This is a genomic window from Lysinibacillus sp. GW821-FHT14F06 (assembly GCF_058803665.1).
The window spans coordinates 77,399-100,255 of sequence record NZ_JBXAPF010000009.1 but is presented as its reverse complement, the minus strand read 5'-3'; the positions used below and the strand labels follow the sequence as shown (position 1 = coordinate 100,255).

The window sequence follows — 22,857 nt, the reverse complement described above, 5'->3', positions numbered from 1 at the left end:
GAGGTGTTCTATATGGCATTAACAATAATTTCGATACTATTAATGCTTGTAAGTATTAGTTACTTTGTTACCTATATAAGTAAGAAAAAAAATAATACTCAAAATAGTATTGGATATAAAGTGGTTTATGCCACAGCTCTTATTCTCTTATGCATTCCTATTGTTTTGCATTCTATAGATAAATAAAAATATATTTATTATTTTAACTACCTACCCCACTCAAGTAAACAGGGGAATAATTGTGACAACAAAAAGCCCAGGTACTCAATTAATTTTGAGCCTGGGCCTTTTGTTGTTATATATAACTATAATTAATAACCTTATTTAAAACGGAGCTAGAAAGTTGCTTTAAATAATCCCCTCATATACACTCACCAGATATAATATAAATGAATTATAAATTGCCCCCACCTTGGTATTACTACTTTTCTTAGATCCCCCAGTAAAAAACTTTAAATTATTATGTTTTTCCACTAACGTCGCGTGAATTTTAATTGAATTTTCTGTTTTCTATTTCTTCCGTTTTTAAAGAAAATGAAAGACACTTAAATAGAGATAGTAAACATCCATTTTTTTACTATAACCGTTGACTGGGGCAACTGACGGTTCAAAATCCTTAGGGTACTGTATTTCCTTCTATTTTCCGAAACCAAATACGTGCCGGTTTCCATAGTACTGCTTTTAAGTACCTAGTAATTTGTAGATACGTCCGTGAACTGTTTGTGTGAAGCTGTGCTAGCACGTTTAAGCAGTATACGATCATTGCAATGTACACCTGATTGTGCACAGCTTGCTCGCTTTGCCCGTAGAACTTTTTAATGTTCAGATGCTGTTTCATCCATTTGAAAAATTGCCCAGCGTGACTTATAAAGTTCAGCGACTTCATCTGCACTTTTTAATCAAAACGATTCGTCATCAGATATAGCTCTTTACCAGTTGGATCCAGTACTTCGATACGGCGAAATACATTTTCAGCATGATTTTGCGTGTTGCCAGAATCATTTCATCCGATAACACAGATGACTGTTCAGGTACTTCAAATGATTCAATCATCCGTGTTACGGCATTTTTTCGTAAGCGTGAGACAAAGAAAAATCCATCATCTGTCATGCGGTCAAAGCGCTCATAATCTAGGTAGCATCGGTCAAACACGTACATGCATTCCTTGTTATCAACGAGAATTTCAAGCTGACCACGATCATGTTCTTTCGCGTTCGTTAGCACCGCTTTATCAGGGTATGAACAACCTTTTTCTAGATAAATAAGGCGCAAATGCAACTTCACACCTGATTTTGTTTTTTGGAATTCAGCCCATCTATGGTTCTTTAAGTTCAATGGCAGTGTGCTGGAATCAATGATTTTCAGTGGTGTTGTGATTTTTCGACGCTGCTCAAAATCTGTTTTCTTATGGATTTGCATGACTAAGTTTAGAAAAATCTGTTGGAAAAACTCAGATGGCACTTGATTTAATCGACGACCTAGCTGCGAAAAGCTGATGGACTCTAAATACGTTGCTTTTTAAGTCGTCTGATAACAGCGTATCACTGATGGCACGTAGACTTTCGGTTTCAATGAGCTGGGCAAACAGTAATAATCTCAAGAATGAAGCGATGTGAAGCTTCTTTGTATAGGTATTTAATTGATGGGTTTCAACTAATTTTTCCATTTGTGTAGAAGAAATAGGTGAAAACCATTGTTCAAATGATATTTTTCGTGTAAACTTATCCATGCTTATGTCCTTTATTTTGGATTTGGATGGTTTACTACCGCCCAACCATTATAAAGGCTTTTTTTAAGCACGGATAATATTGCGGAAAATTCAGTTTTTTGAAATACGTTGAATTATTTTAAATGCGACGCTAGTGATGTTTTTCATTTGTATAATTTTATGTTCCCCAGCAAATCCCTCAAATTATTGAGTAAGTTTGAGTGAATTTGAGTAGTTGAAAATAATAAAAAACCGCCCAATACTTGATGTATAAGCATTGGCGGTTTGTTTTTGAGTATGTTTGAAACCCGAAAAAATTAACGAGAGTAGAACTCTACGATGAATGCTTCGTTGATTTCAGCTGATAATTCAGAACGTTCTGGAAGGCGAGTGAATGTACCTTCTTTTTTGTCTGCATCAAATGATAAGTAGTCTGGCACGAAGTTGTTTACTTCGATTGCTTCTGTTACTACAGCAAGGTTTTGAGATTTTTCACGAAGAGAAATCGATTGACCTGGTTTCACGCTGTATGATGGGATATCTACGCGTTTGCCATCTACTAAGATATGACCGTGGTTAACTAATTGACGAGCACCACGACGAGTACGAGATAAACCTAAACGGTAAACAAGGTTATCAAGGCGAGTTTCAAGAAGGATCATGAAGTTTTCACCATGTACACCTTTCATTTTACCAGCGCGGTCAAATAGAGTACGGAATTGACGTTCGTTCATGCCGTACATGTGACGAAGTTTTTGCTTCTCTTGAAGTTGTAAACCGTATTCAGATAATTTTTTACGTTGGTTAGGACCGTGTTGACCTGGTGCGTAAGGGCGTTTTTCGATTTCTTTACCTGTACCGCTTAGTGAGATACCAAGACGACGTGATAATTTCCAAGATGGACCTGTATAACGAGACATATTGTTGTCTCCTCCTTTAAATTTGGTTTTTTTGTTGTAAAACAAAAACCAGTAGTACCCATTCTTATATGCATTTTATTTTCATGTATTTTCGCCTATGCAGCCGTTAGGTTACACAATACACCATCTATTTGTTGTTATTTGAACTAAGAAGTTATACGACTCTCAATAGAGGAATAAAATACAGGTATAAGCTTATACCACTGCTGCGTTTATTTTACACAACCTATATTGTAACTGTTTATGTCATCGACGTCAATTATTAGATGGCCTAATTTTAGAAATGGTCAATAGTAGAAAATTCCTCTCTATACATTTTACACTATCTCGAAATAGTTAAAGTTACGGTGAGAAATGTAAAATGTAAAAGTAAAACAGAATTACATAGTCAAAATGACACAAATTATGTATAATATATTATAAGTTAATAGTAATTGATTTGGACGTTATATAGAAAAGGTGATTTCATGACAGACCATTTACAAACGCTAAAATATATAAAATCAGATGTTTTGAGCTTTTGGGTGAGTTCGAAGGAAGAACAAGCCGGTTTTAATGAGTATTTTTATTCATTAAAACAGTGTCTAAAGAAGCACTTGAAAATTGCTAATGCTGCTTTTCTCAGTTTCGAGGGGAATTCCTTAATACCTGTCGAAGAAATGGCTGCTTTGACGATTGAAACTAAACTAAATGCTGTGTCATGGCTAATGATTGAAGCTGGCTTTTATCAACAAAAAGTGGTGAAAATTCCTTATATATTAAAAGAAAAAGAAGCCTATACGATGATGACAGATATGGTGCTTTTTCAAGCAGATGGCAAAAATCCAATCGGGGTGTTACTCGTGGAGGCATCAGATGCTTGGACAGACTTTATGACCTCAGATTATGGGGAAGAATGTGTGGAAACGCTTACGAAGGTTTTACAGATGATTAGAGAAAATCTAGAAGTAAAGGTGAATGAAGATCAGTATAGAAAATTGTATAATATGACCGATCTATTCCATTCCACGATGGATATTGATTTAATTTTGGAAAATGTCTTGAAGAATATTAAGGATAATTTCCCGGAATTTAATGTAGAGCTCATATTATCGAATGATCAGGACCGACATACAACTATCGAGATTAAGCTATTTGATTATTTATCTGAAAGACCAGCAACGATTGAGGCTTTTGTCTCAGGAGAACTGACAACGGAACTTGCAGGCGATTTGAATTGTCGATTATTGAATGCTCCTATAAAAGGGAGGCAAGCAATTTATGGCATATTACAGGTAAGTGCACCTACAACGTATCTTTTTTCAACGACTGAAAAGGATTTTGTGCGTATGCTAGCGCAAGCATCAGGGAATGCACTCGAAAATGCAAAATTATATCATCAATCGCACCGCCTCGTAAGTGACTTACAACTCATCAATGAAACATCACATCGACTAAATATGAGGATTGACATTCATGAAATGTTACTTTTCCTACAAAAACAATTAATGAAATCTTTTCAGCCAATGGAAGTCTGTTTTGCTTTTAAAAATAATGAATCCTTTGAAGTGACTGGCGCTAGTACAGCATTATTTAATTCACAAGAGGGTCAAACCTATATAAAACATGTTGAACAACATTTTGAGCATACCAATGATCCACTATTTATTGCCGATTTCAGCAGATTAACCCCAATTCAAATTGAATATCGCTCAATTATGGCAATCCCAATTTTAATGGAAGAAAAAATAAATGGCTTTAGTATTGTGTTACACAAAGAGCCTTATTTCTTTTCATTTGACAGCTTTAAATTAATGCAATCCTTAATTCATCACTCATCTTTAGCAATTGCAAACTCAATTTTACGAAACCAGCTTCAGGAAATGGTAGATTTGGATCATTTGACAAAATTATATGCAAGAAGCTATTTAGATCAGTATGTTGAAAAATCACTTAAGAACGATAAATCAGGAATGTTCTTGCTTATTGATATTGATAATTTTAAGCGTGTTAATGATACGTACGGTCATCAAATTGGTGATAAGATTCTTATACAAATTGCGGTACAATTAAAAGAAACCATTGGTACTCGGGGTATTTGTGCACGCTGGGGTGGAGAAGAAATGTCTATATATGTGCCAAATATTAATGAAAAAGAAGCCATAGAATTGGCAGCAACAATCGTTGCAGTCATTCCAAAAGCAACAGACCCGCAAGTGACTATTTCAGCAGGTCTTATTACTTGGGATGAACAGTATCGCCCAGCGTTTCAATCTGTATTTTTACATGCTGATACAGCATTATATCAAGCAAAAAACAGTGGTAAAAATCGCTTCTGTATTCATGACCGCGAATCCATAAAAACCAATGTTTGATTGAATAACATAGCATTTATCTATATAAATGAATTGCCCTGAAATGACAATTGTTAAACCATTTCAGGGCAATTTTTATCTTGATTTCAGCAGATCTTTACTGTATTAAAAAGCGAAGCGTTAGGTACAGAATATTTCCTACCTCAAAAGGTAGTGAGACGAATGCGCTTTTTTCCTATTCAGCGGGTGCCAAGTGGAGCTTCTCGCTCGAAAAAATTTACGCTGGAGCGTCATTGATGTTTTTTATAAATGTAATAGTAGCGTATTTACGAATAGCTCTAATCCGTCTTGATCGTCTTGAGAAAATCGATTAACAACTGGACTGTCAATGTCAAGAACACCTATTACCTCACCGTTTTTTATCAAAGGGATAACGATTTCTGATTGGGATGCAGCATCACAGGCAATATGTCCTGGGAATTCATGTACATCTTTAACAACGATTGTTTCCTTTTGAGCTACAGCTGTTCCGCAAACACCGCGCCCAGTTGGTATTCTAACGCAGGCAGGTAAGCCTTGGAATGGACCTAACACTAACTCTTCTCCTTGTAAGATATAAAAGCCAACCCAGTTAATGTTTGTTAAAAATTGATTCAATAATGCAGAGGCATTGCTTAAATTCGCAATGTAATCTGTTTCTCCTGTAAGTAGGGCATCCAACTGTTTAGTCAATGAATGATACTGTTCAGCGATGGGTCCTTCATAACGAATTTTTGTAAACATAATAGCACCTCGTTTAAAAGTTAATTATTTTGGAAATATAACATGGTAGTGTTGATGTAAATCACTGGCACTGTGCGCATCTGAGCCAAAAACTGCAGGCAATCCTATAGATTTACTATAATCAATAAAGGCTAATGGTGGATAAGGTTCCTGACAATGTGCTTTACTTAAACCAGCACTATTGACATCTAGCTCATAGCCTTCTAGCTTCATACAATCTAAAACTTCCCGAATCCTCGCAGAATCATCAATTTTCACTTTATGTGCTAGCTGGAACTTGTGAACAAGTGATGGATGTCCAATACGTTTAGGTTTATACTTTCCTAAATCTGCTTGAATGGATTTTAGAACCGTATCATAGTATAAATGATAAACTTGTTCAACAGAGCCCACTTTTTTAGAAAAATTGATAAAGCTTTCTGGAGAATAGTCGATACATTCAAATGTATTTTGCCATGATAAAAAGTGAACAGATAAAATAGAGTCATTTAAATAGTGTCCATATGTATCCAAAAATTCACGTGTTTCTTGTTCGAAGCCTTGAATATAATCAACCTCTAATCCAATATGTATACGAATGTCTCGTACATATTGCTGTTGAAGGCTCTGTAAATCTTCGAGATAAGACATTAGAAATTCTGGATTCATACCACTATCTTGTTCTGGTGTAGGGTCAATAAAACTTGATGGTAAAGGTGCATGCTCCGTAAACGTAATATCAGTGAAGCAATTAGCAATTGCTTTTTCAATATATTGCTTAAATGTATCAGAAGTACCATGTGGACAATAAGGACTATGAATATGTCCGTCACGTTTCATAAAATTTCCACTTCCTTTGCTTTTGAAATCTACCGAGATAAAGCCCTGACGGATGTCAAGTTTCTTGAAGAGGAGCTTTTCGAGCAAGCTCGAAAAAATCCAGACGCAATTACGTGCTGGGGCGTAATTGATTATACTTGAATGTTGTCATACACTTTTCTGAAAAACCCTTAAATTTTAGTACAAAAGGCGAAAACATAGTATATAATAAATACAACTAGCCAATTCGTTTATTGTAGAATAGGAGGCTTACGATGGAGTATATCATCATTCCGGTTATCCTACTATTAATTTTAGCTATAGTGGGATTTATGATGCGACGAAAACATACAACAATCATTGCAAAGCTTGAAAATGAAAAATTACAAATACAAAACAACCCCATAAATGAAGAAATTTCAAAGGTTAAATCTTTAAACATGAACGGTGAAACAGAAGAAATGTTTGAACGATGGCGTAATAGCTGGGATGAAGTCATCGATGTACATATGACAAAAATTGATTCGCTGTTATTTGATGCAGAGGACCAAATTAATAGACTGCGCTTTAAAAAAGCAACATTCATTGAACGTGAGATAGAGGATTATATTCAAAAGTGTGAACAGGATAAAGATAAAATTTTAGAAGAATTAAATGAATTAATTGGCAGCGAAGAAAAAAATCGTATAGAAATTGAACAATTAAAAGAATATTATCGCTCTGCGCGTAAAACCTTGTTAGCCCATCAACATTCATTTGGTGTTGCCTTACCAGCATTAGAAAAAAGACTGGAGACATTTGTTCAAAAATTTGAGGAATTTGATGTCCTTACAAGCGAAGGGAATTATTTGCAGGCAAGAGAGATTGTAATCAGCCTAAACCATGAATCGCAACAAACATTTGACTATATCAATGATGTACCAACAATATTAACAGAGCTGCAAGTAAAGCTACCTGGAGCTGTACAGGAATTGCGAAGTGGTCAGCGAGAAATGGAGGACCAGTCCTATTATTTACAGCATTTAGAGTTAGCAGAGGCGTTGAATAAGTTCGATGAAGAATTTAAAACATTAAAAAATGAGCTGGCAGAGCTTAACTTGACAGATGTGAAGCCACGTGTTGCTGAAATAAATGAAGAAATTGATAAATTCTATGATTTGCTTGAAAAAGAGGTTATAGCTAAAAACTATGTTGACCAAAATTGTGATCGCTTACTAAGTTCAATTACCAATGTTATTACTTCTACAAGATTGGTTAGTGATGAAGCGACTTATGTGCAACAAAGCTATCATTTAAATGAAAAAGATGCAGAAATTCCAAAAGTAGCTTTAAAGCAATTAGAGGCATTACAGCGACGTTATGAGTTATTAGCAATCCGTGTGAAAGAGGAAAAGTCTGCTTACTCAAGCTTGCAGGAGGAATTAATTGAAATTAGTGATGAGCTTGAACGTATTCATGAGGAACAAGGGCATTTATCAAATACGATGAAAAAACTTCGTATTGATGAGAATAAGGCACGTACACAAGTAGAAAGCCTAAAGAAAGCATTGCAAGAGACAGATCGACTTTTAAATAAGGCCAATATTCCTGGTATACCAGATGAAATGGATGCACGTTTAGATGAGGCTGCAGAGCATATCTATGTAGTGATGCAAAGCTTACAAGAAGTACCTCTTAATATGGGAACAGTACATAATAATTTAACGGCTGCAACCCTTTGTGTGGAGGATGTAAAAGCAAAGGCACACGAATTGATTGAAAATGTCATGCTGATAGAACGAATTATTCAGTATGGTAATCGTCATCGTGCAACAAATCCTAAATTAAATGCTCGATTAAAAGAGGCGGAAGTAGCTTTCCATCAATTCCGATATTCTAAGGCGTTGGAAGAAGCTGGAACTGCGGTTGAAGAAATGGAGCCTGGAGCTTTAAAACGAATTCAAACAATGGTTACTGAGCAAACCATATCAAAATAATTATATGAAATGATTAAAAGCTATAGGCTGTCTAAAAGTTAACTTTTAGGCAGCCTTATTATATTGAATAAGCAATATGCGAGAAATACAGTGGTTATATGAATTAGAAGTCGTTCAATAAAGGGTGAGAAAGCAAACAAATAAACGACTAAATTAGAATAATTGTTAAAGTTAGTAGTCAATTGTTCAAGATTGCGTTATGATAAATACCGTTAAATCAACGTTTTGAAAGTGTGTGAATTTTAATGGAAGTAAATACAATCTATTTAGACAATAGTGCAACCACAAAGCCTTTAAAAGAGGTCATGCAAGCATTTATGGTAGTGAATGAGCAGTATTATGCCAATCCCGCTTCCATACATGCAATGGGTGTTGAAGCGAATGACTTATTAATGCGTGCACGTGAGCAAGTAGCAGATATTTTGCAGACAGAAGCAAAAAATGTGCTATTTACATCAGGTGGTACTGAATCCAATAATACAGCAATTTTTGGTTTAGCACGCAGCAATACACATAAAGGAAAGCATATAATAACGACTGAAATTGAACATCCCTCTGTTCTAGAGTCCGTTAAGCAACTTAAAATAGAGGGCTTTGAAGTGGAATATCTGGCAGTGGATCATCATGGAGTGATTTCATTAGATGAGCTTCGGGCAAAGATACGTAAGGATACTATTTTAGTAAGCATAATGCACGTCAATAATGAAATGGGTGCAATTCAGCCTATATTTGAAGCGGCTAAGATTATTCATGAAATGAGCAGAGCGGCTTTTCATGTGGATGCCGTTCAAAGTTTCGGAAAATTACCTTTAGCATTTAATTATGAAGATGGACCCGACTGCATTTCCATTTCTGGTCATAAAATTCATGGATTTAAGGGCTCAGGCGTGTTAGCATTTCGGACGCAATTGAAGTGGCAGCCATATGCACTTGGCGGTGGTCAGGAATATGGATTACGAAGTGGAACTGTTGCCGTTCCACAGGCTGTCGCTTTATCCAAAGCTGCTCGTATTGCAGTGGAATCTAGAGTTGATCAGGAAAAAAAATATCGTAAATGGCATGATGAAATATGTCTCCAGTTACGTGAATATGGTGATGCCGTGCATATTTTATCGACGCCTCAGGGAGCAGCACATATTTTATCCTTTAGCATTCGTGATTTAAAAGGTGAGGTTATTATTAATGCCATGCAAAAACGTCAGGTAATCGTTTCTACATCAAGCGCTTGTTCATCAAAGCAAACAAAAACAAGCCATGTGGTAGAAGCCCTAAAACTTGATGAGCATTTTAAAAAGGGTGTTATCCGTATTAGCTTTGGTGCCTATGTAACGGATGAGGATATAATGAAATTTAAATATGTATTAAAAGAAGTATTGATGGAACTTAAAGGAGAATATACACAATGATTTGGAAAGAAATTTTAATTCGTTATGGCGAGCTTTCAACAAAAGGGCGTAATAAGATGGATTTTATCCGTCGTTTGCGCGAAAATATTCGTCATGCTTTTGCTGATTTAGGACATTTACACATTCGTACAGAGCGTGATCGTATGTTTATCGCTATACAAAGTGAAGTTCAAATGAATGCTTTATTAGAAGGATTACCTAAAATTTTTGGCATCCAATCTTTTAGCCCAGTGGCAGCATGTGAAAAAGATATTGAAGCTATGAAAAAACTAGCCATTACAATTATGGATACATTTAAAAATGAGCAACTTACCTTTAAAGTAGAAGTGAAGCGCACAGATAAGTCATTTCCATTAGAATCACATGCTATTCAACGTGAAATTGGTGGCTATGTTTTACCAAATTACAAAAATCTATCGGTAAAAGTAAAAAAACCTGATATTGAGCTTCGTGTCGAAGTACGTCATGATGCAACTTATATGATGGCACAAGTGATTCCTGGTGCAGGAGGAATGCCGGTAGGTTCTAATGGGAAATCGCTTTTAATGCTTTCTGGCGGAATAGACAGTCCTGTCGCGGGCTATTTAATGATGAAGCGTGGTGTACGCTTAGAGGCCATTCATTTCTTTAGTCCACCATATACAAGTCAAAATTCACTGGAAAAAGTTAAGGTACTAGCAAATGAATTAACAAAGTTTGGCGCAAGTATTCGTTTACATGTTATTCCTTTTACTGAAATTCAAGTATTGATTAAAGAAAAGGTACCTTCTAATGTATCAATGACAACTACTCGTCGCATGATGTTAAAAGTTGCTGATAAGGTAAGAGAGGAAATAAATGCACTGGCCATTGTAACAGGTGAAAGCCTTGGACAAGTGGCGAGTCAAACACTTGAAAGTCTTACAGCTATAAATGCTGTAACCAATACACCAATTTTACGTCCCTTAATCTCAACTGACAAATTAGAAATTATCAATATTGCTGAGAAAATTGGCACATACGAAACATCTATTCAGCCATTTGAAGATTGCTGCACCATCTTTACACCTGCAAGCCCAAAAACAAAACCAAAGCTAGAGAAGGTTGAGCATTATGAAAGCTTCTCGGATTTTGATGAATTAATTGAACGAGCTGTGAAAAATCGAGAGGTCTATATTTTCCCGAAAAAAGAACAAGAAGCCGATAAATTTGCAGATCTTTTATAAATAGAAGAAGTTTGTCTTGATTCAACATCCACTGAATCAAGATAAAGCCCTAGCAGATGTCACGGATTTTGGAGAGGCGCTTTCCGAGCGAGCTCGAAAAAACCTGAACGTAATTACGCTGGAGCACAATTGATTGAAAGTCGTCTCAAAAGCATATTTTGAGGCGGTTTTTTTAGTTTTTTCTCTATTTCCTTTAGAGGTACAATTTACCTCTAAAAATTTTGTATTAAAAATCTAATATCGCACATTCTATATTCACAAGGAGGTGAGAGACATGACTTCAAACAACAACCGCAGTTCAAACAAACTTGCAGTACCTGGTGTACAACAAGCACTAGATCAAATGAAATACGAAATTGCACAAGAATTTGGTGTTCAATTAGGAGCTGAAGCTTCAGCTCGTGCTAACGGTTCCGTTGGTGGTGAAATCACTAAACGTCTTGTACAAATGGCAGAATCTCAATTAAAAGGTATGCCAAACAATCAATAATTGCTGAATAAGTAATTATTAAACTTAAAACCAGTGCCGTAAAAGGCACTGGTTTTAGTTTGCTTATATTTAGATCTTTTTATCCTCAATGAACAATGATTTGAATATTGCTACGGTATTGGAAATATCCTCACTTTCACAAATCGCAGAAATAACGGCGATGCCATCCGCACCAGCGTTAACAACTGATTGTCCATTTGAACAATTTATGCCTCCAATTGCAACAATGGGGAGCTCAGGATTTTCAATGCGAACATCCTGCAAAAATTTTGTTCCACTTGGCGGATTCGCATCACTTTTAGAAGTGGTTGCAAAAATCGGACCAATTCCTACATAATCTGCCCCATATTGTAGAGCAGTTTGCAATTCAGCTTGAGAATGAACTGAAACACCAAGTATCATCTTTCCAATTTTTTCTCGAATTTTAGATACAGGGAAATCCTCTTGACCAATATGAATTCCATCTGCTTCGAGTTTTACTGCAAGCTCTACATCATCGTTGATAATAAACGGCACATTATACCGCTGACAAAGATTTTGACATTGACGAGCAAAATTTTCATATTCTTGTCCTGTTAATGCACGAGGCCCCTTTTCTCGTAGTTGAAACATGGTAGTTCCATGCTGTAAAGCTTTTTCAAGAACATGTAATGGCTCCTGATGTACAACATTTTCTGTGCCCATTATAAAATATAGCTGTAAATCTTCACGATTCATGAATAGTCACCTCACATGACTCTCTATAGGTTTGATAGGCAAAATGATTTGTCGGCCCATGCCCATTACCCAGAGCTAAATCATACGTTATTGCTAATTGAATAAATCTTTTTGCTTCGATAATCGCCTCTTTTATAGGAAGACCGCTGCCCATAAAAGCAGTTAAGGCTGCTGAAAATGTACAGCCAGTACCATGTGTATTTTTTGTTGTAATACGAGGAGTTTGCATAGAAAACGACGATCCATCTTTAAGAAATATATAATCAATGGCGAAACCCATATCTGTTAAATGACCTCCTTTTAAAATGACACATTGTACTCCTGTTTGTAGTAAGAGATAGGCTACTTCTTTCATATCAGTTAAAGTTCTAATTTCTCTACCAGTAAGCGTTTCAGCTTCAGGAATATTCGGAGTTACAATGGTTGCAATTGGCAGTAAAAGCTTCATGATGGCATCAATTGCATCTTGTTGTAATAAACTTTCACCACCTTTCGCAATCATCACAGGATCTACAATAAGCGGAATCTTTGCATCAGCCATTATTTGTGCGATAGTTTGAATGATGTCTGAAGAAAACAGCATGCCTGTTTTCACTGCACTAATTGAAAAATCTTCTAATAGTGCTTGTAGCTGTTGCTCAACAAAGCTTGCGTCAATGGGCATGACACCTGAGACACCAAGCGTATTTTGAGCAGTCAATGCTGTAATGACGGAAGTTCCAAAAACCTTTAATTCCTGAAAGGTTTTTAAATCAGCCTGTATACCTGCACCGCCGCCACTATCAGAGCCAGCAATTGTCGTAACAACTTGCATTATTGTTCACCAGCCTTTGAAAGACGGTATAGTTCATTCAATACAGAAATTTGAAAATCACCGATGTATTGCGTAGTAGAACCAGCTTGTTCAGCTATTTTTTTATAAAGTTGTAGTACATTTATTAATTGGTTATAGGGTTGATGACCAGTCACGTAAGCAGCACAACAAATGGCACTTAATAAGCAGCCAGTCCCAGTGACCTCTGTCATATGAGAATTCCCGCCTATAATCCATTGCTGTTGATTTCCATCAGTTATAAAATCCTTTTCACCTGTGACAATCACTATACAATGATAAAGCTGAGCAATTCTCATCGCTTCATGCACCAAGGATATTGAACCTGTTCCACTGTCTACACCCTTTTGCTGCCATTCTACATTGGCAATGGCGGCAAGTTCTCCAATATTGCAGCGAATTACTGCAAATTCAATCTCTTTTAACAGATGTTGTACGGTTTGTTTTCGATAGGTTGTAGCTCCAGCACCAACAGGATCTAATACTACAGGTATGCCAAGTGCATTGGCCTTTTTCCCAGCAAGTAACATGGATTCTTTCGATTTGTCATTAAGTGTACCGATATTAATCAATAAGCTTGAGGCAATTGCAACCATTTCCTCGACCTCGTCACAGCCATCAGCCATAACTGGCGAGGCACCGATTGCTAATAGGCCGTTTGCCTGAAAATTTGCCACCACATAATTTGTAATGCAATGAATTAGTGGATTTTTTTTACGGATAGTTTGAAAAATCATTCTAAGTCCTCCTTTGTTGGATGGACGTAAGCGTGCAAAAAAGGCTCTTTTTTGTGTAAAAAAAACACGCAAAAGAGCCTTTCATCAGTGAATTAGATGTGAATTGCTCCCTACGTCAGTATTAACTAACAGGTTCAAAGGGTCAGGTTTTACCTTCTCAACTCCAAATGAGTCCCCCTGCAATCTTGCTTTTAGTTGACCAAAATGTACCATATTTTTCTTTCCTGTTCAATAGAAGTTTTTACCTTCATCCAGCAAATGTCTTCTGTATCGAAAGTATAGCGGCAGATACAAATGTTTTCTGTATCGAAAGTAAAAAACATCTGCAGGCCCGGGCACACTTCAAAATCTGGACACATTGTTTATCTGTATCGAAGGAAAAGCGACAGCTACAATTACGCAAAGGTGAAATTGATTGATGAACGTGACTGTTGCCATACAGCAGAGTATGATAGTTGTCATGACTTTTCTAAAATAGAGTGTGAACCATTGAAAATGATAAAAATGGAGTTTTATAATGAATCATAGTAAAAGGGAGGCATTTCCATGAAAAGACAAGATTTAATTGCACCAGAATTGTATAATATTACAGAGGAAATTGAAAAATATGCACAGGATGTAACCAAGAATGCACTAATTATTTATGATGAAAATAATGATGTACAATTTATTACATACGCACATCTACTTGCAAAGGCAAATCAGGCTGCACATGTTTTTACAAACCAAGGATTAACAAAAGGTGATGTATTAATCGTGATGGTGCCTAGATCAGTAGAAGCCTATATTGTCTATATTGCTGCACTGAAAGTAGGTTTAACGATTATTCCTAGTTCGGAAATGCTAAGAACGAAGGATATTGAATATCGCATACACCATGCTAATGCAAAGGGTATAGTTGCTTATGAGCCATATATTGAGCAATTTGATAACGTGAAAAACTTACAGGGCTTGCAGCAATTCGTAATAGGAAATGCACATGAACCTTGGCAGTCATTACTTCAAAAAATGCAAGATCAACCAACAAATTACATAAGTTCTACTCCAACGAAAAGTACAGATAATGCATTTTTAGCTTATACAAGTGGTACAACAGGCAATCCTAAGGCAGCAGTACATACACATAGCTGGGGATATGCACATTTACGAACAACAGCACCGAATTGGTTAGGCGTACAGGAAAATGACATCGTTTGGGCTACAGCAGCTCCAGGCTGGCAAAAATGGATTTGGAGTCCGTTCCTCGCAACATTAGGAAGTGGTGCAACCGCATTTGTGTACAAAGGTAAATTTGATGCGACAACATATCTTACACTTCTTGAAAAATTCAATATTAATATCCTGTGCTGTACACCAACTGAATACCGATTTATGGCTGCATTAGAAAACTTACAGGATTTTAATTTAGAGAGTGTTCGTCAGGCTGTCTCAGCAGGAGAACCTTTAAATAGTGATGTAATAAAAGTATTTTCGAATGTTTTCCATTTACAGGTAAGAGATGGTTATGGGCAAACTGAAAATACATTATTAGTCGGAACAATGGTAGGTATGGAGGCTAGAATCGGCTCAATGGGTAAACCAACTCCAGGGAATACAATTGATATTATTGATGATTTAGGAAATCCTGTTTCAGTAGGAGAAGTAGGTGATATTGCAGTACATCGTGAAACACCTGCGTTATTTAAAAAATATTTACATGATCCTGAGCGCACTAGCTTACAATTTAGAGGTGATTGGTATATCACTGGTGATCGAGCATATAAAGATGTAGATGGTTATTTTTGGTTTGAGGGGCGAGGAGACGATGTTATTATTTCATCTGGCTATACAATAGGACCATTTGAAGTAGAAGATGCTTTGATGAAACATGCAGCAGTAAAAGAAGCGGCAGTTGTAGCAAGTCCAGATGAAGTTCGGGGAAATATTGTGAAGGCATTTGTGGTGCTTAATGAAGGAGAGATAGGAAATGCTAGTCTTATCAAGCAGCTTCAAAATCATGTAAAAACTTTAACAGCTCCCTATAAATATCCTCGTGCCATTGAATTTATAACGGAATTGCCAAAGACTTCATCAGGTAAAATCCGTCGTATTGAACTACGTCAACAAGAAAAAAATAAATGTACTATTAAATAGTTTACAGCTTTACATTTTGTCGAAAGTAAATATTTCCTAGGAAATAATGACGAAAATCAAAGTTCATGTATTTTTATTGAGCTTTGATTTTTTTTATGATATTCGGTAATGTTAATGAGCATAACCTTTTGTATAGTATTGCAAAAAAAATGAAACATATTAGAAAGTTATTCGTATAACGTGTAGAGGAGGCGGAAAGACATGAATGTAAAAAGGTGGACTGCTTTAATTATTGCAGGTGTATTACTTGTATTTTCATTAGGTATAAACACTGTTTTTGCAATTTTTAAATCAGATTTCTTTGGTAATTTTGATAGCTTAATGGCTGGTGATAATTTATCAGTAATGGAGACAGTTATTGAAAACGGTAGTATAAATAAGCGGATAGCCTATTTAAAGGTTGATGGGGCGATACAAGATATTGGTTCAAGTTCGTTATGGCAACCAGTAGCATATGATCATCAATTCTTTTTAGACCAATTAGATAATATTTTAAATGATGATTCAATACAAGGTGTTGTTTTAAGTGTTAATTCACCAGGTGGTGGTGTTAAAGAATCAGCAGAAATTTATAAAAAACTTTTAAAAATTAAAGAAGAGCGACAAATTCCAATTTATGTTTCAATGGATTCTATGGCTGCCTCAGGAGGTTATTACATTTCAGCACCAGCCGATAAGATATTTGCACAACGGGATACAATAACGGGTTCAATAGGTGTCATTATGCAATCAATTAATTATCAGGCTTTGGCAGAAAAAGTTGGTATTAAGTATGAAACGTTTAAATCCGGTGAGCATAAGGACATGCTAAGTCCTATGCGTGAAGTAACGGCAGACGAGCGTGCCATGATGCAGGATATGATTAATGAAACGTATGAGGAATTCGTGAATATTGTTGAAAAAGGGCGTAATATGTCTGAGGCAGATGTGAAAAAAGTTGCTGATGGTCGAATACTAAGTGGTACAAAGGCACTTGAATCAGGCTTAATCGATGAAATTGGTGATGAGGAAGCAACGATTACTGCATTACGTGAAGACTTTGGTTTACAAGATGCTGAACTATTTGAGTATTCATATGAAATGGGTGGCTGGCAATCATATGTCGGAATGAAGATTGGATCTGTGTTTGGTCCATCTACTGAGGAAAAAATGCTGATGAAAATTATGACAGATTATAAAGCACCGAAAATGATGTACTTATACGGCGAATACTAAGGAGGGAGTACAATGACAAACCATGAAATTGTTATGCAAGGTTCACCCTCTCTCAGCAATACGCTACTAATTGATCCAGAAGAAACGAACACGAGTAAAAACTATGCTAAAAAAACAGCAGGATTTTGGATACGTTTTTGGGCATTTTTATTAGATGGATTTATCATTACAGCAGTTGGTGGTATTTTTGTAAACCCTATTTTTTATCTAATGGATTGGTCATTATCTGAAACAGTATGGTATGCACCGATTTCAATAATCACTGCCATCTTCTATTATAGTTATTTTGTCCTGATGACTAAGTTTTTTGGGCAAACATTGGGGAAAATGGTATTTGGATTGCGTGTGGTTTCATTAAAGCATGATAAGCTCACTTGGTCTGATGTGATATTTCGTGATTGGATTGGGCGAATTATTTGTAATATTTTTATGCCGCTATATATTCTTGTAGTTATTTTACCTGACAATAAAGGTTTACATGATTTCTTTGCAGATACAACCGTAGTGCATGAAAATACGTTTATTGAAAAGGAATTAACACAAACATCACTTCCAATCAGAGAGGAAAGCTTTACAACTGAACCTCTCATAGAAAAAGACATAGACATTATGGAAGAAAAAAAAGAGGAATAGTAATTTGAGCTGTCTCTAGAAAATGAGGCAGCTCTTATTTTGTGGTACCTGAATTGAATTACGGAGTTGTCTTAGTTGCAAACAATTCCCTTCATTTAGTAATATTATGTACATATGATGATTAGGAGGCGTTTATATGGCACAAGTAACATTTAAAAATGGTCCAGTAACACTTGTAGGTAACGAAGTAAAGGTTGGAGATCAAGCACCAGATTTCACAGTATTAGCGAACGACCTATCACCTGTTACATTAAAAGAATCAGAGGGGAAAATTCGTTTATTTAGTGTTGTACCATCATTAGATACTGGTGTGTGTGATGCCCAAACACGTCGTTTTAACGAGGAAGCGGCGAACTTAGGTGACAATGTTGTGATTTACACAGTATCTGTTGATCTTCCATTTGCTCAAAAACGTTGGTGTGGTGCTGCAGGTATTGATGCTGTTCAAACAGTTTCAGATCACCGTGACCTTTCATTTGGTGAAGCATATGGGGTATACATCCAAGAATTACGTCTTCTAGCGCGTGCAGTTTTTGTGGTGGATGCTAATGACAAAGTGACATATGTGGAATATGTACCAGAGGCAACAAACCATCCAAATTATGAAGCGGCGATTGAGGCTGTCAAAGCACTAGCATAAAATGCTGCTTTTAGGCTAAGATATTACTAGACAAAGGGGGCTGTGACAAGGTTTTGTCACGGCTCTTTTCTGCGTGAAAGGAAGTTGGCTATGGAAAATATTGAGAAGTTATTTGGTATGCTTAATGAACATGCTGAGAAAATAGAAAAAGAACAAGATATTACTTTGCTTGAAGGGGTGCTAGATGGGTTAGAGGCGTGGCTAGATGGAGCAGTTGATTTTTCGCAAGAAAGTGCAACAAAGGAAGATGTGCGAAAAGCAATTCAAATTGCTATTTTAAAGGGTATGCGAAAAGGCTCTCAGCCTAATCATCAAATGACACCGGATACACTGGGTTTATTAGTTGGCTATTTTGTAGAGCAGATTTTTGCAGATCGTCTAGCAGCAGAAAAAATAGTTATGTTGGATCCAGCGGTTGGTACAGGGAATTTACTACTAACGGTTATGAATTTATTAGATGGAAAAATAGAAGCTACTGGTGTCGAGATTGATGAACTGCTTATTCGTTTAGCTGCAGCAACAGCTGATTTGACAGAGCAACCGGTGTCTTTATACCGTCAAGATGCTTTAGAAGATTTATTAGTAAACCCAGTGGATGCTATTGTTTGTGATTTACCAGTCGGCTACTATCCGAACGAGGAAGTAGCATTGAATTATGAATTGTGTCCTTCAGAAGGAATGAGTTTTGCCCATCACTTGTTTATTGAGCAATCCATTAACTACACGAAGGATGGGGGCTATTTATTCTTCCTTGCACCATCACATCTTTTTGATTCTGAGCAATCTAAGCAATTGCATAAATATATCCAGAAGCATGCTTGGATTCAAGCAATTATTCAGCTGCCCGATACAATGTTTGCCAATAGAGCACTTGAGAAAAGCATTGTTATCCTGCAAAAGCAGGCTCAAGACTTTAAGGCTCCTAAAGAGGTATTGCTGGCAAAGGTTCCAAATATGCAAAATAAACAAGCCCTAGCAATGTTCTTTGAAAAAGTGAAAATGTGGAGAGACGGTAAATAATTAAAAAGGTATCCAATATTGGATACCTTTTTATGTACTAATTATTTTCAGGTGTACGGATAACAAGTACGTCACATTTTGCTGAGCGTACGATTGCTTCAGATACTGAACCGATTAGGAAGCGTTCTACTGCATTTAGACCAGTTGCACCACAGATGATTAAATCTGCGTCTACGATGTTAGAAAGCTCTTTCGTAATGATATTTTTTGGTGAGCCATATTCAATTACAAGGTTAATGTTTGTTAAGCCTTCATCTTCAGCTTGTTTTTTGTAACCATTTAATAGTTCCTCAGAGAATGCTTGAGCACGCTCAGCAATTGAACGATCATAAGCTTCGATTGCAGCAAATGAACGTGTGTCAATAACATTTACTAGGTTTAACACAGCACCTTCGTTACGTTTTGCCACGTCAATTGATTTACGGAAAGCGTATTCTGCCTCCTTAGAACCGTCTACTGCAACTACAATGCTTTTATAATGATTAGCCATTTGAATTACCTCCCTGATTTATATATTCTGATTATACCAAATGATTTTCTAAAGGAAATACTTTCCGAAAGAAAAAATGTGAAAAAGTGAAGGTTTTTATTGTGAAAATGCAATAATATCAATTTTCCTCATATAATATTGTTCAAAGAACAGTACTTCTGCTATAGAAATCCTCCATAAAAACGAAGATTACATTTCGTTATAGGTGTGTTGGTGAGTTTGCATTTTTTTGAATAATAATTATGTGCTTCTTTAAAGTATATTGTAAATAATTTGAAAATTTTGTATTTTGGAAATGTTGTTAATTTTAGTTGTAATCGCTTTATTTAAAGCATTTTTTGATTATGTTTGGTAATATGGAAATGCAAGGGGTGCATCAATACGGAAAATCGTATTTAACAAAAATGATGCTAATTTCTTAGGCAATGGAAGGGGATAGGGAAGATGAAGATTGGTATTCCAAAAGAGATTAAAAACAATGAAAATCGTGTAGCAATGACACCAGCTGGGGTTGTTACATTAACACATGCTGGTCATGAAGTGTTCATTGAAACAGGTGCAGGCTTAGGATCAAGCTTTACAGATGCAGACTACCAAGCAGCAGGTGCTCACATTGTTGAAACGGCAAAAGAGGCATGGTCACAAGAAATGATCATGAAGGTAAAGGAACCTGTTGCATCAGAATATGATTACTTCAATGAGGGTCAAATCCTATTCACTTATTTGCATTTAGCACCAGAGATTGAATTAACGCAGGCTCTTTTAAATAAAAAAGTTGTTGGTATCGCTTATGAAACAGTACAATTAGCAAATGGTTCTTTACCTCTATTAACACCAATGAGTGAGGTTGCAGGTAAAATGGCAACACAAATCGGTGCACAGTTCCTTGAGAGAAACCACGCAGGTAAAGGAATTTTACTAGGCGGAGTATCTGGTGTACCCCGCGGTAAAGTAACTGTTATTGGTGGTGGTATTGCTGGAACAAATGCAGCAAAAATAGCTGTTGGTATGGGTGCCGATGTAACAGTAATTGATTTAAGCCCAGAGCGTTTACGACAATTAGAAGATTTATTTGGTCGGGATGTTCAAACTTTAATGTCTAATCCATATAATATTGCAGAATCAGTGAAAAACTCAGATTTAGTAGTTGGAGCTGTTTTAATTCCTGGAGCTAAGGCACCAAAGCTTGTTTCTGAGGAAATGATTAAGTCTATGCAGCCAGGCTCAGTAGTTGTGGATATTGCCATTGATCAAGGTGGAATTTTTGCAACATCTGATCGTGTGACGACACATGATGACCCAACATATGTTAAACATGGTGTTGTGCATTATGCTGTAGCAAACATGCCAGGTGCAGTTCCTCGTACTTCAACGATTGCTTTAACAAATAATACAATTCCTTATGCACTGCAAATTGCGAATAAGGGATATAAACAAGCATGCCTTGATAACCCTGCACTGAAAAAAGGGGTAAATACGTTAGATGGACAACTTGTTTACAAGGCGGTAGCTGATTCTCAAGGTCTACCATTTGTTGATGTGGATGAATTAATTCAATAATTGATATAGCAAAAGGAAGCAACTATGAGAAAACTCATTGTGCTTCCTTTTTTGATTTAAATGTAGTTAGTAATCAATTAAAGCACAATTAATTCCTTTTGGAACTTTGTCAGCACTTCTACTCCGTCTTTTGTAACAACCACGTCATCTTCAATGCGGACACCTGTTACATCAGATTTGTAGATACCTGGTTCAATTGTAAAGACCATTCCTTCTTCCATAATCAGTTCATTTGCACCTGTCACTGAAGGGAATTCATGTACGGAAATGCCAAGGCCATGACCTAGTCGATGTGTGAAATACTCTCCAAAACCAGCATCAGTAATCGTGTCACGGGCAATTTTATCTAACTCCATTGCACGGACACCTGGCTTTACAGCGGCAATAGCATTTGTATTGGCAGCTAAGACAGTATTATAAATTTCCTTTTGCGCTTCACTTGGTTCACCAAAGGCAACTGTACGTGTAATATCAGAGCAATAACCATCGTAATTAACACCAAGATCAAATAATACCATATCGCCTTTTTCAATTTTGCGAGAACCTGGTATACCGTGTGGAGAGGCTGTTTTTGGTCCACTCAATACCGTTGTTTCAAAGGACATTTTACAGCCTTTTTCTTGAATAGCACTTTCAATAGCTGTTAAAATTTCCATTTCTGTTTTTCCTTCAGCGATTTCCTTACAGCCAACTTCAATTGCATAGTCTGCTAGTTCAGCAGCTTTACGTAATTTTTCTAACTCATTTTCATCTTTAATAACACGCATAGTATTAATTTTTTCATCAAGACGGACAAAATTCGCTTCCAAAAATGATTGTTGCAGCGCTTCTAAACGCTCTACATTGAGGTGAGCTTTTTCAATGGCAAATGCTGATGGATTCGCATTTCGTTCTTTTATAGCTTGGGCAAGAACTTCCATGGAGTTTTCCGTATCTTGGTGACCAATCACCTCATATGACCAGCCAGCAGCCTTCGCATCTGGAATCTCCATTTGAGGACAAATTAAAAAAGGATCTGCGTTTTTGAAAACCATCACGCCTAGTAATCGCTCATGTGGATTACTTTTAAAGCCAGAAACGTAAAAAACATTATCTGGTGTTGTTACGAAAGCGGCATCAATTTGGTTTTGTTGTAAATAGTTTTGAATTTCTTCAACCTTTGACATAGATATATCCTCCTCTTGTTGCTGAAAAGATTTTTTACTGCTGAAGCTTTCTTGATGAGGCTTCGACTTTTGAGCGAGTCATCACCTTTATTCAAATCAGCCTCGATGCTTTTTATAGCTAATGAAATGAATAA

Annotated in this window: 20 protein-coding genes, 1 pseudogene and 1 riboswitch; of the genes and pseudogenes, 12 read left to right on the top strand and 9 right to left on the bottom strand. The window is 36.4% G+C overall.

Annotation, left to right across the window (positions count from 1 at the left end):
* Nucleotides 1-12: 12 nt before the first annotated feature.
* On the top strand, nucleotides 13-186 hold the full coding sequence (locus tag AC1RNS_RS10850) for a hypothetical protein (protein ID WP_492992541.1): 174 nt from the start codon (nucleotides 13-15) through the stop codon (nucleotides 184-186).
* A gap of 430 nt (nucleotides 187-616) precedes the next feature.
* On the opposite strand, the pseudogene AC1RNS_RS10845 reads toward AC1RNS_RS10850, so the two are convergent.
* Together AC1RNS_RS10845 and rpsD are read right to left on the bottom strand one after the other, a co-directional pair.
* A pseudogene (locus tag AC1RNS_RS10845) lies at nucleotides 617-1,729 on the bottom strand (IS4 family transposase).
* Between the two features lie 296 nt (nucleotides 1,730-2,025).
* Nucleotides 2,026-2,628 carry a 30S ribosomal protein S4 gene (gene rpsD / locus AC1RNS_RS10840; protein WP_492992539.1) on the bottom strand — a complete coding sequence of 201 codons (603 nt, stop codon included), beginning with the start codon at nucleotides 2,626-2,628 and terminating at the stop codon, nucleotides 2,026-2,028.
* Nucleotides 2,629-3,095: 467 nt separating this feature from the next.
* Between rpsD and AC1RNS_RS10835 the strand changes: the two genes are divergently transcribed.
* Nucleotides 3,096-4,982: a sensor domain-containing diguanylate cyclase gene (locus tag AC1RNS_RS10835; protein WP_492992537.1), complete on the top strand. Its 1,887-nt coding sequence runs from the start codon at nucleotides 3,096-3,098 to the stop codon at nucleotides 4,980-4,982.
* 243 nt (nucleotides 4,983-5,225) lie between these two features.
* Here the strand turns inward: AC1RNS_RS10835 and AC1RNS_RS10830 are convergent, their stop codons facing one another.
* Together AC1RNS_RS10830 and hisJ are read right to left on the bottom strand one after the other, a co-directional pair.
* On the bottom strand, nucleotides 5,226-5,705 hold the full coding sequence (locus tag AC1RNS_RS10830) for a GAF domain-containing protein (RefSeq protein WP_492992536.1): 480 nt from the start codon (nucleotides 5,703-5,705) through the stop codon (nucleotides 5,226-5,228).
* 24 nt (nucleotides 5,706-5,729) lie between these two features.
* A complete protein-coding gene (hisJ, locus tag AC1RNS_RS10825) occupies nucleotides 5,730-6,524 on the bottom strand; it encodes a histidinol-phosphatase HisJ (RefSeq protein ID WP_492992534.1) in 795 nt (264 codons plus the stop codon).
* Nucleotides 6,525-6,778: 254 nt separating this feature from the next.
* On the opposite strand from hisJ, the gene ezrA reads away from it, so the two are divergent.
* The 4 genes from ezrA (at nucleotide 6,779) to AC1RNS_RS10805 (ending at nucleotide 11,580) form a co-directional block, all read left to right on the top strand.
* Nucleotides 6,779-8,479: a septation ring formation regulator EzrA gene (gene ezrA, locus AC1RNS_RS10820; RefSeq protein WP_492992533.1), complete on the top strand. Its 1,701-nt coding sequence runs from the start codon at nucleotides 6,779-6,781 to the stop codon at nucleotides 8,477-8,479.
* Nucleotides 8,480-8,724: 245 nt separating this feature from the next.
* The gene (locus tag AC1RNS_RS10815) at nucleotides 8,725-9,885 is read left to right on the top strand and encodes a cysteine desulfurase family protein (protein ID WP_492992531.1); all 1,161 of its coding nucleotides are present in this window, start codon (nucleotides 8,725-8,727) and stop codon (nucleotides 9,883-9,885) included.
* The gene (thiI, locus tag AC1RNS_RS10810) at nucleotides 9,882-11,090 is read left to right on the top strand and encodes a tRNA uracil 4-sulfurtransferase ThiI (RefSeq protein WP_492992530.1); all 1,209 of its coding nucleotides are present in this window, start codon (nucleotides 9,882-9,884) and stop codon (nucleotides 11,088-11,090) included. The genes AC1RNS_RS10815 and thiI overlap by 4 nt, the downstream gene beginning before the upstream one ends.
* 274 nt (nucleotides 11,091-11,364) lie before the next feature.
* Nucleotides 11,365-11,580, top strand: a complete 216-nt coding sequence (locus AC1RNS_RS10805) for an alpha/beta-type small acid-soluble spore protein (RefSeq protein ID WP_036118875.1) — start codon at nucleotides 11,365-11,367, stop codon at nucleotides 11,578-11,580.
* A gap of 69 nt (nucleotides 11,581-11,649) precedes the next feature.
* On the opposite strand, the gene thiE is transcribed toward AC1RNS_RS10805, so the two are convergent.
* Genes thiE through thiM form a run of 3 tightly spaced genes read right to left on the bottom strand, consistent with a single transcriptional unit; the run spans nucleotide 11,650 to nucleotide 13,866 of the window.
* Entirely contained in the window at nucleotides 11,650-12,297 is a 648-nt protein-coding gene (thiE, locus tag AC1RNS_RS10800; protein ID WP_492992528.1) for a thiamine phosphate synthase, read from the bottom strand.
* Nucleotides 12,287-13,111 carry a bifunctional hydroxymethylpyrimidine kinase/phosphomethylpyrimidine kinase gene (thiD, locus tag AC1RNS_RS10795; RefSeq protein ID WP_492992527.1) on the bottom strand — a complete coding sequence of 275 codons (825 nt, stop codon included), beginning with the start codon at nucleotides 13,109-13,111 and terminating at the stop codon, nucleotides 12,287-12,289. Before thiD ends, thiE begins: the two co-directional genes overlap by 11 nt.
* Nucleotides 13,111-13,866 carry a hydroxyethylthiazole kinase gene (thiM, locus tag AC1RNS_RS10790; RefSeq protein WP_492992526.1) on the bottom strand — a complete coding sequence of 252 codons (756 nt, stop codon included), beginning with the start codon at nucleotides 13,864-13,866 and terminating at the stop codon, nucleotides 13,111-13,113. The genes thiD and thiM overlap by 1 nt, the downstream gene beginning before the upstream one ends.
* A 90-nt stretch (nucleotides 13,867-13,956) precedes the next feature.
* Nucleotides 13,957-14,055: riboswitch (TPP riboswitch) on the bottom strand.
* A 357-nt stretch (nucleotides 14,056-14,412) separates the two neighbouring features.
* On the opposite strand from thiM, the gene mbcS reads away from it, so the two are divergent.
* The 5 genes from mbcS to AC1RNS_RS10765 all read left to right on the top strand — a co-directional run bounded on the left by mbcS (nucleotide 14,413) and on the right by AC1RNS_RS10765 (nucleotide 19,507).
* Nucleotides 14,413-15,999, top strand: coding sequence for an acyl-CoA synthetase MbcS (gene mbcS / locus AC1RNS_RS10785; RefSeq protein WP_492992524.1), 1,587 nt, complete (start codon nucleotides 14,413-14,415; stop codon nucleotides 15,997-15,999).
* A gap of 201 nt (nucleotides 16,000-16,200) precedes the next feature.
* Nucleotides 16,201-17,214 (top strand): signal peptide peptidase SppA, encoded by a 1,014-nt coding sequence (gene sppA / locus AC1RNS_RS10780; RefSeq protein ID WP_492992523.1) that lies wholly within the window; start codon nucleotides 16,201-16,203, stop codon nucleotides 17,212-17,214.
* Between the two features lie 12 nt (nucleotides 17,215-17,226).
* On the top strand, nucleotides 17,227-17,847 hold the full coding sequence (locus AC1RNS_RS10775) for an RDD family protein (protein WP_492992521.1): 621 nt from the start codon (nucleotides 17,227-17,229) through the stop codon (nucleotides 17,845-17,847).
* 136 nt (nucleotides 17,848-17,983) lie between these two features.
* Nucleotides 17,984-18,487, top strand: a complete 504-nt coding sequence (gene tpx / locus AC1RNS_RS10770) for a thiol peroxidase (RefSeq protein WP_492992519.1) — start codon at nucleotides 17,984-17,986, stop codon at nucleotides 18,485-18,487.
* A gap of 90 nt (nucleotides 18,488-18,577) precedes the next feature.
* Nucleotides 18,578-19,507 carry a class I SAM-dependent methyltransferase gene (locus AC1RNS_RS10765; RefSeq protein WP_492992518.1) on the top strand — a complete coding sequence of 310 codons (930 nt, stop codon included), beginning with the start codon at nucleotides 18,578-18,580 and terminating at the stop codon, nucleotides 19,505-19,507.
* A gap of 37 nt (nucleotides 19,508-19,544) precedes the next feature.
* Here AC1RNS_RS10765 and AC1RNS_RS10760 read toward each other — a convergent pair whose 3' ends face one another.
* Nucleotides 19,545-19,997, bottom strand: a complete 453-nt coding sequence (locus AC1RNS_RS10760) for a universal stress protein (RefSeq protein ID WP_427547448.1) — start codon at nucleotides 19,995-19,997, stop codon at nucleotides 19,545-19,547.
* A gap of 444 nt (nucleotides 19,998-20,441) precedes the next feature.
* On the opposite strand from AC1RNS_RS10760, the gene ald reads away from it, so the two are divergent.
* Nucleotides 20,442-21,557: an alanine dehydrogenase gene (gene ald, locus AC1RNS_RS10755; RefSeq protein ID WP_492992517.1), complete on the top strand. Its 1,116-nt coding sequence runs from the start codon at nucleotides 20,442-20,444 to the stop codon at nucleotides 21,555-21,557.
* Nucleotides 21,558-21,634: 77 nt separating this feature from the next.
* Here ald and AC1RNS_RS10750 read toward each other — a convergent pair whose 3' ends face one another.
* The gene (locus AC1RNS_RS10750) at nucleotides 21,635-22,723 is read right to left on the bottom strand and encodes a M24 family metallopeptidase (RefSeq protein ID WP_492992516.1); all 1,089 of its coding nucleotides are present in this window, start codon (nucleotides 22,721-22,723) and stop codon (nucleotides 21,635-21,637) included.
* Between the last annotated feature and the right edge of the window lie 134 nt (nucleotides 22,724-22,857).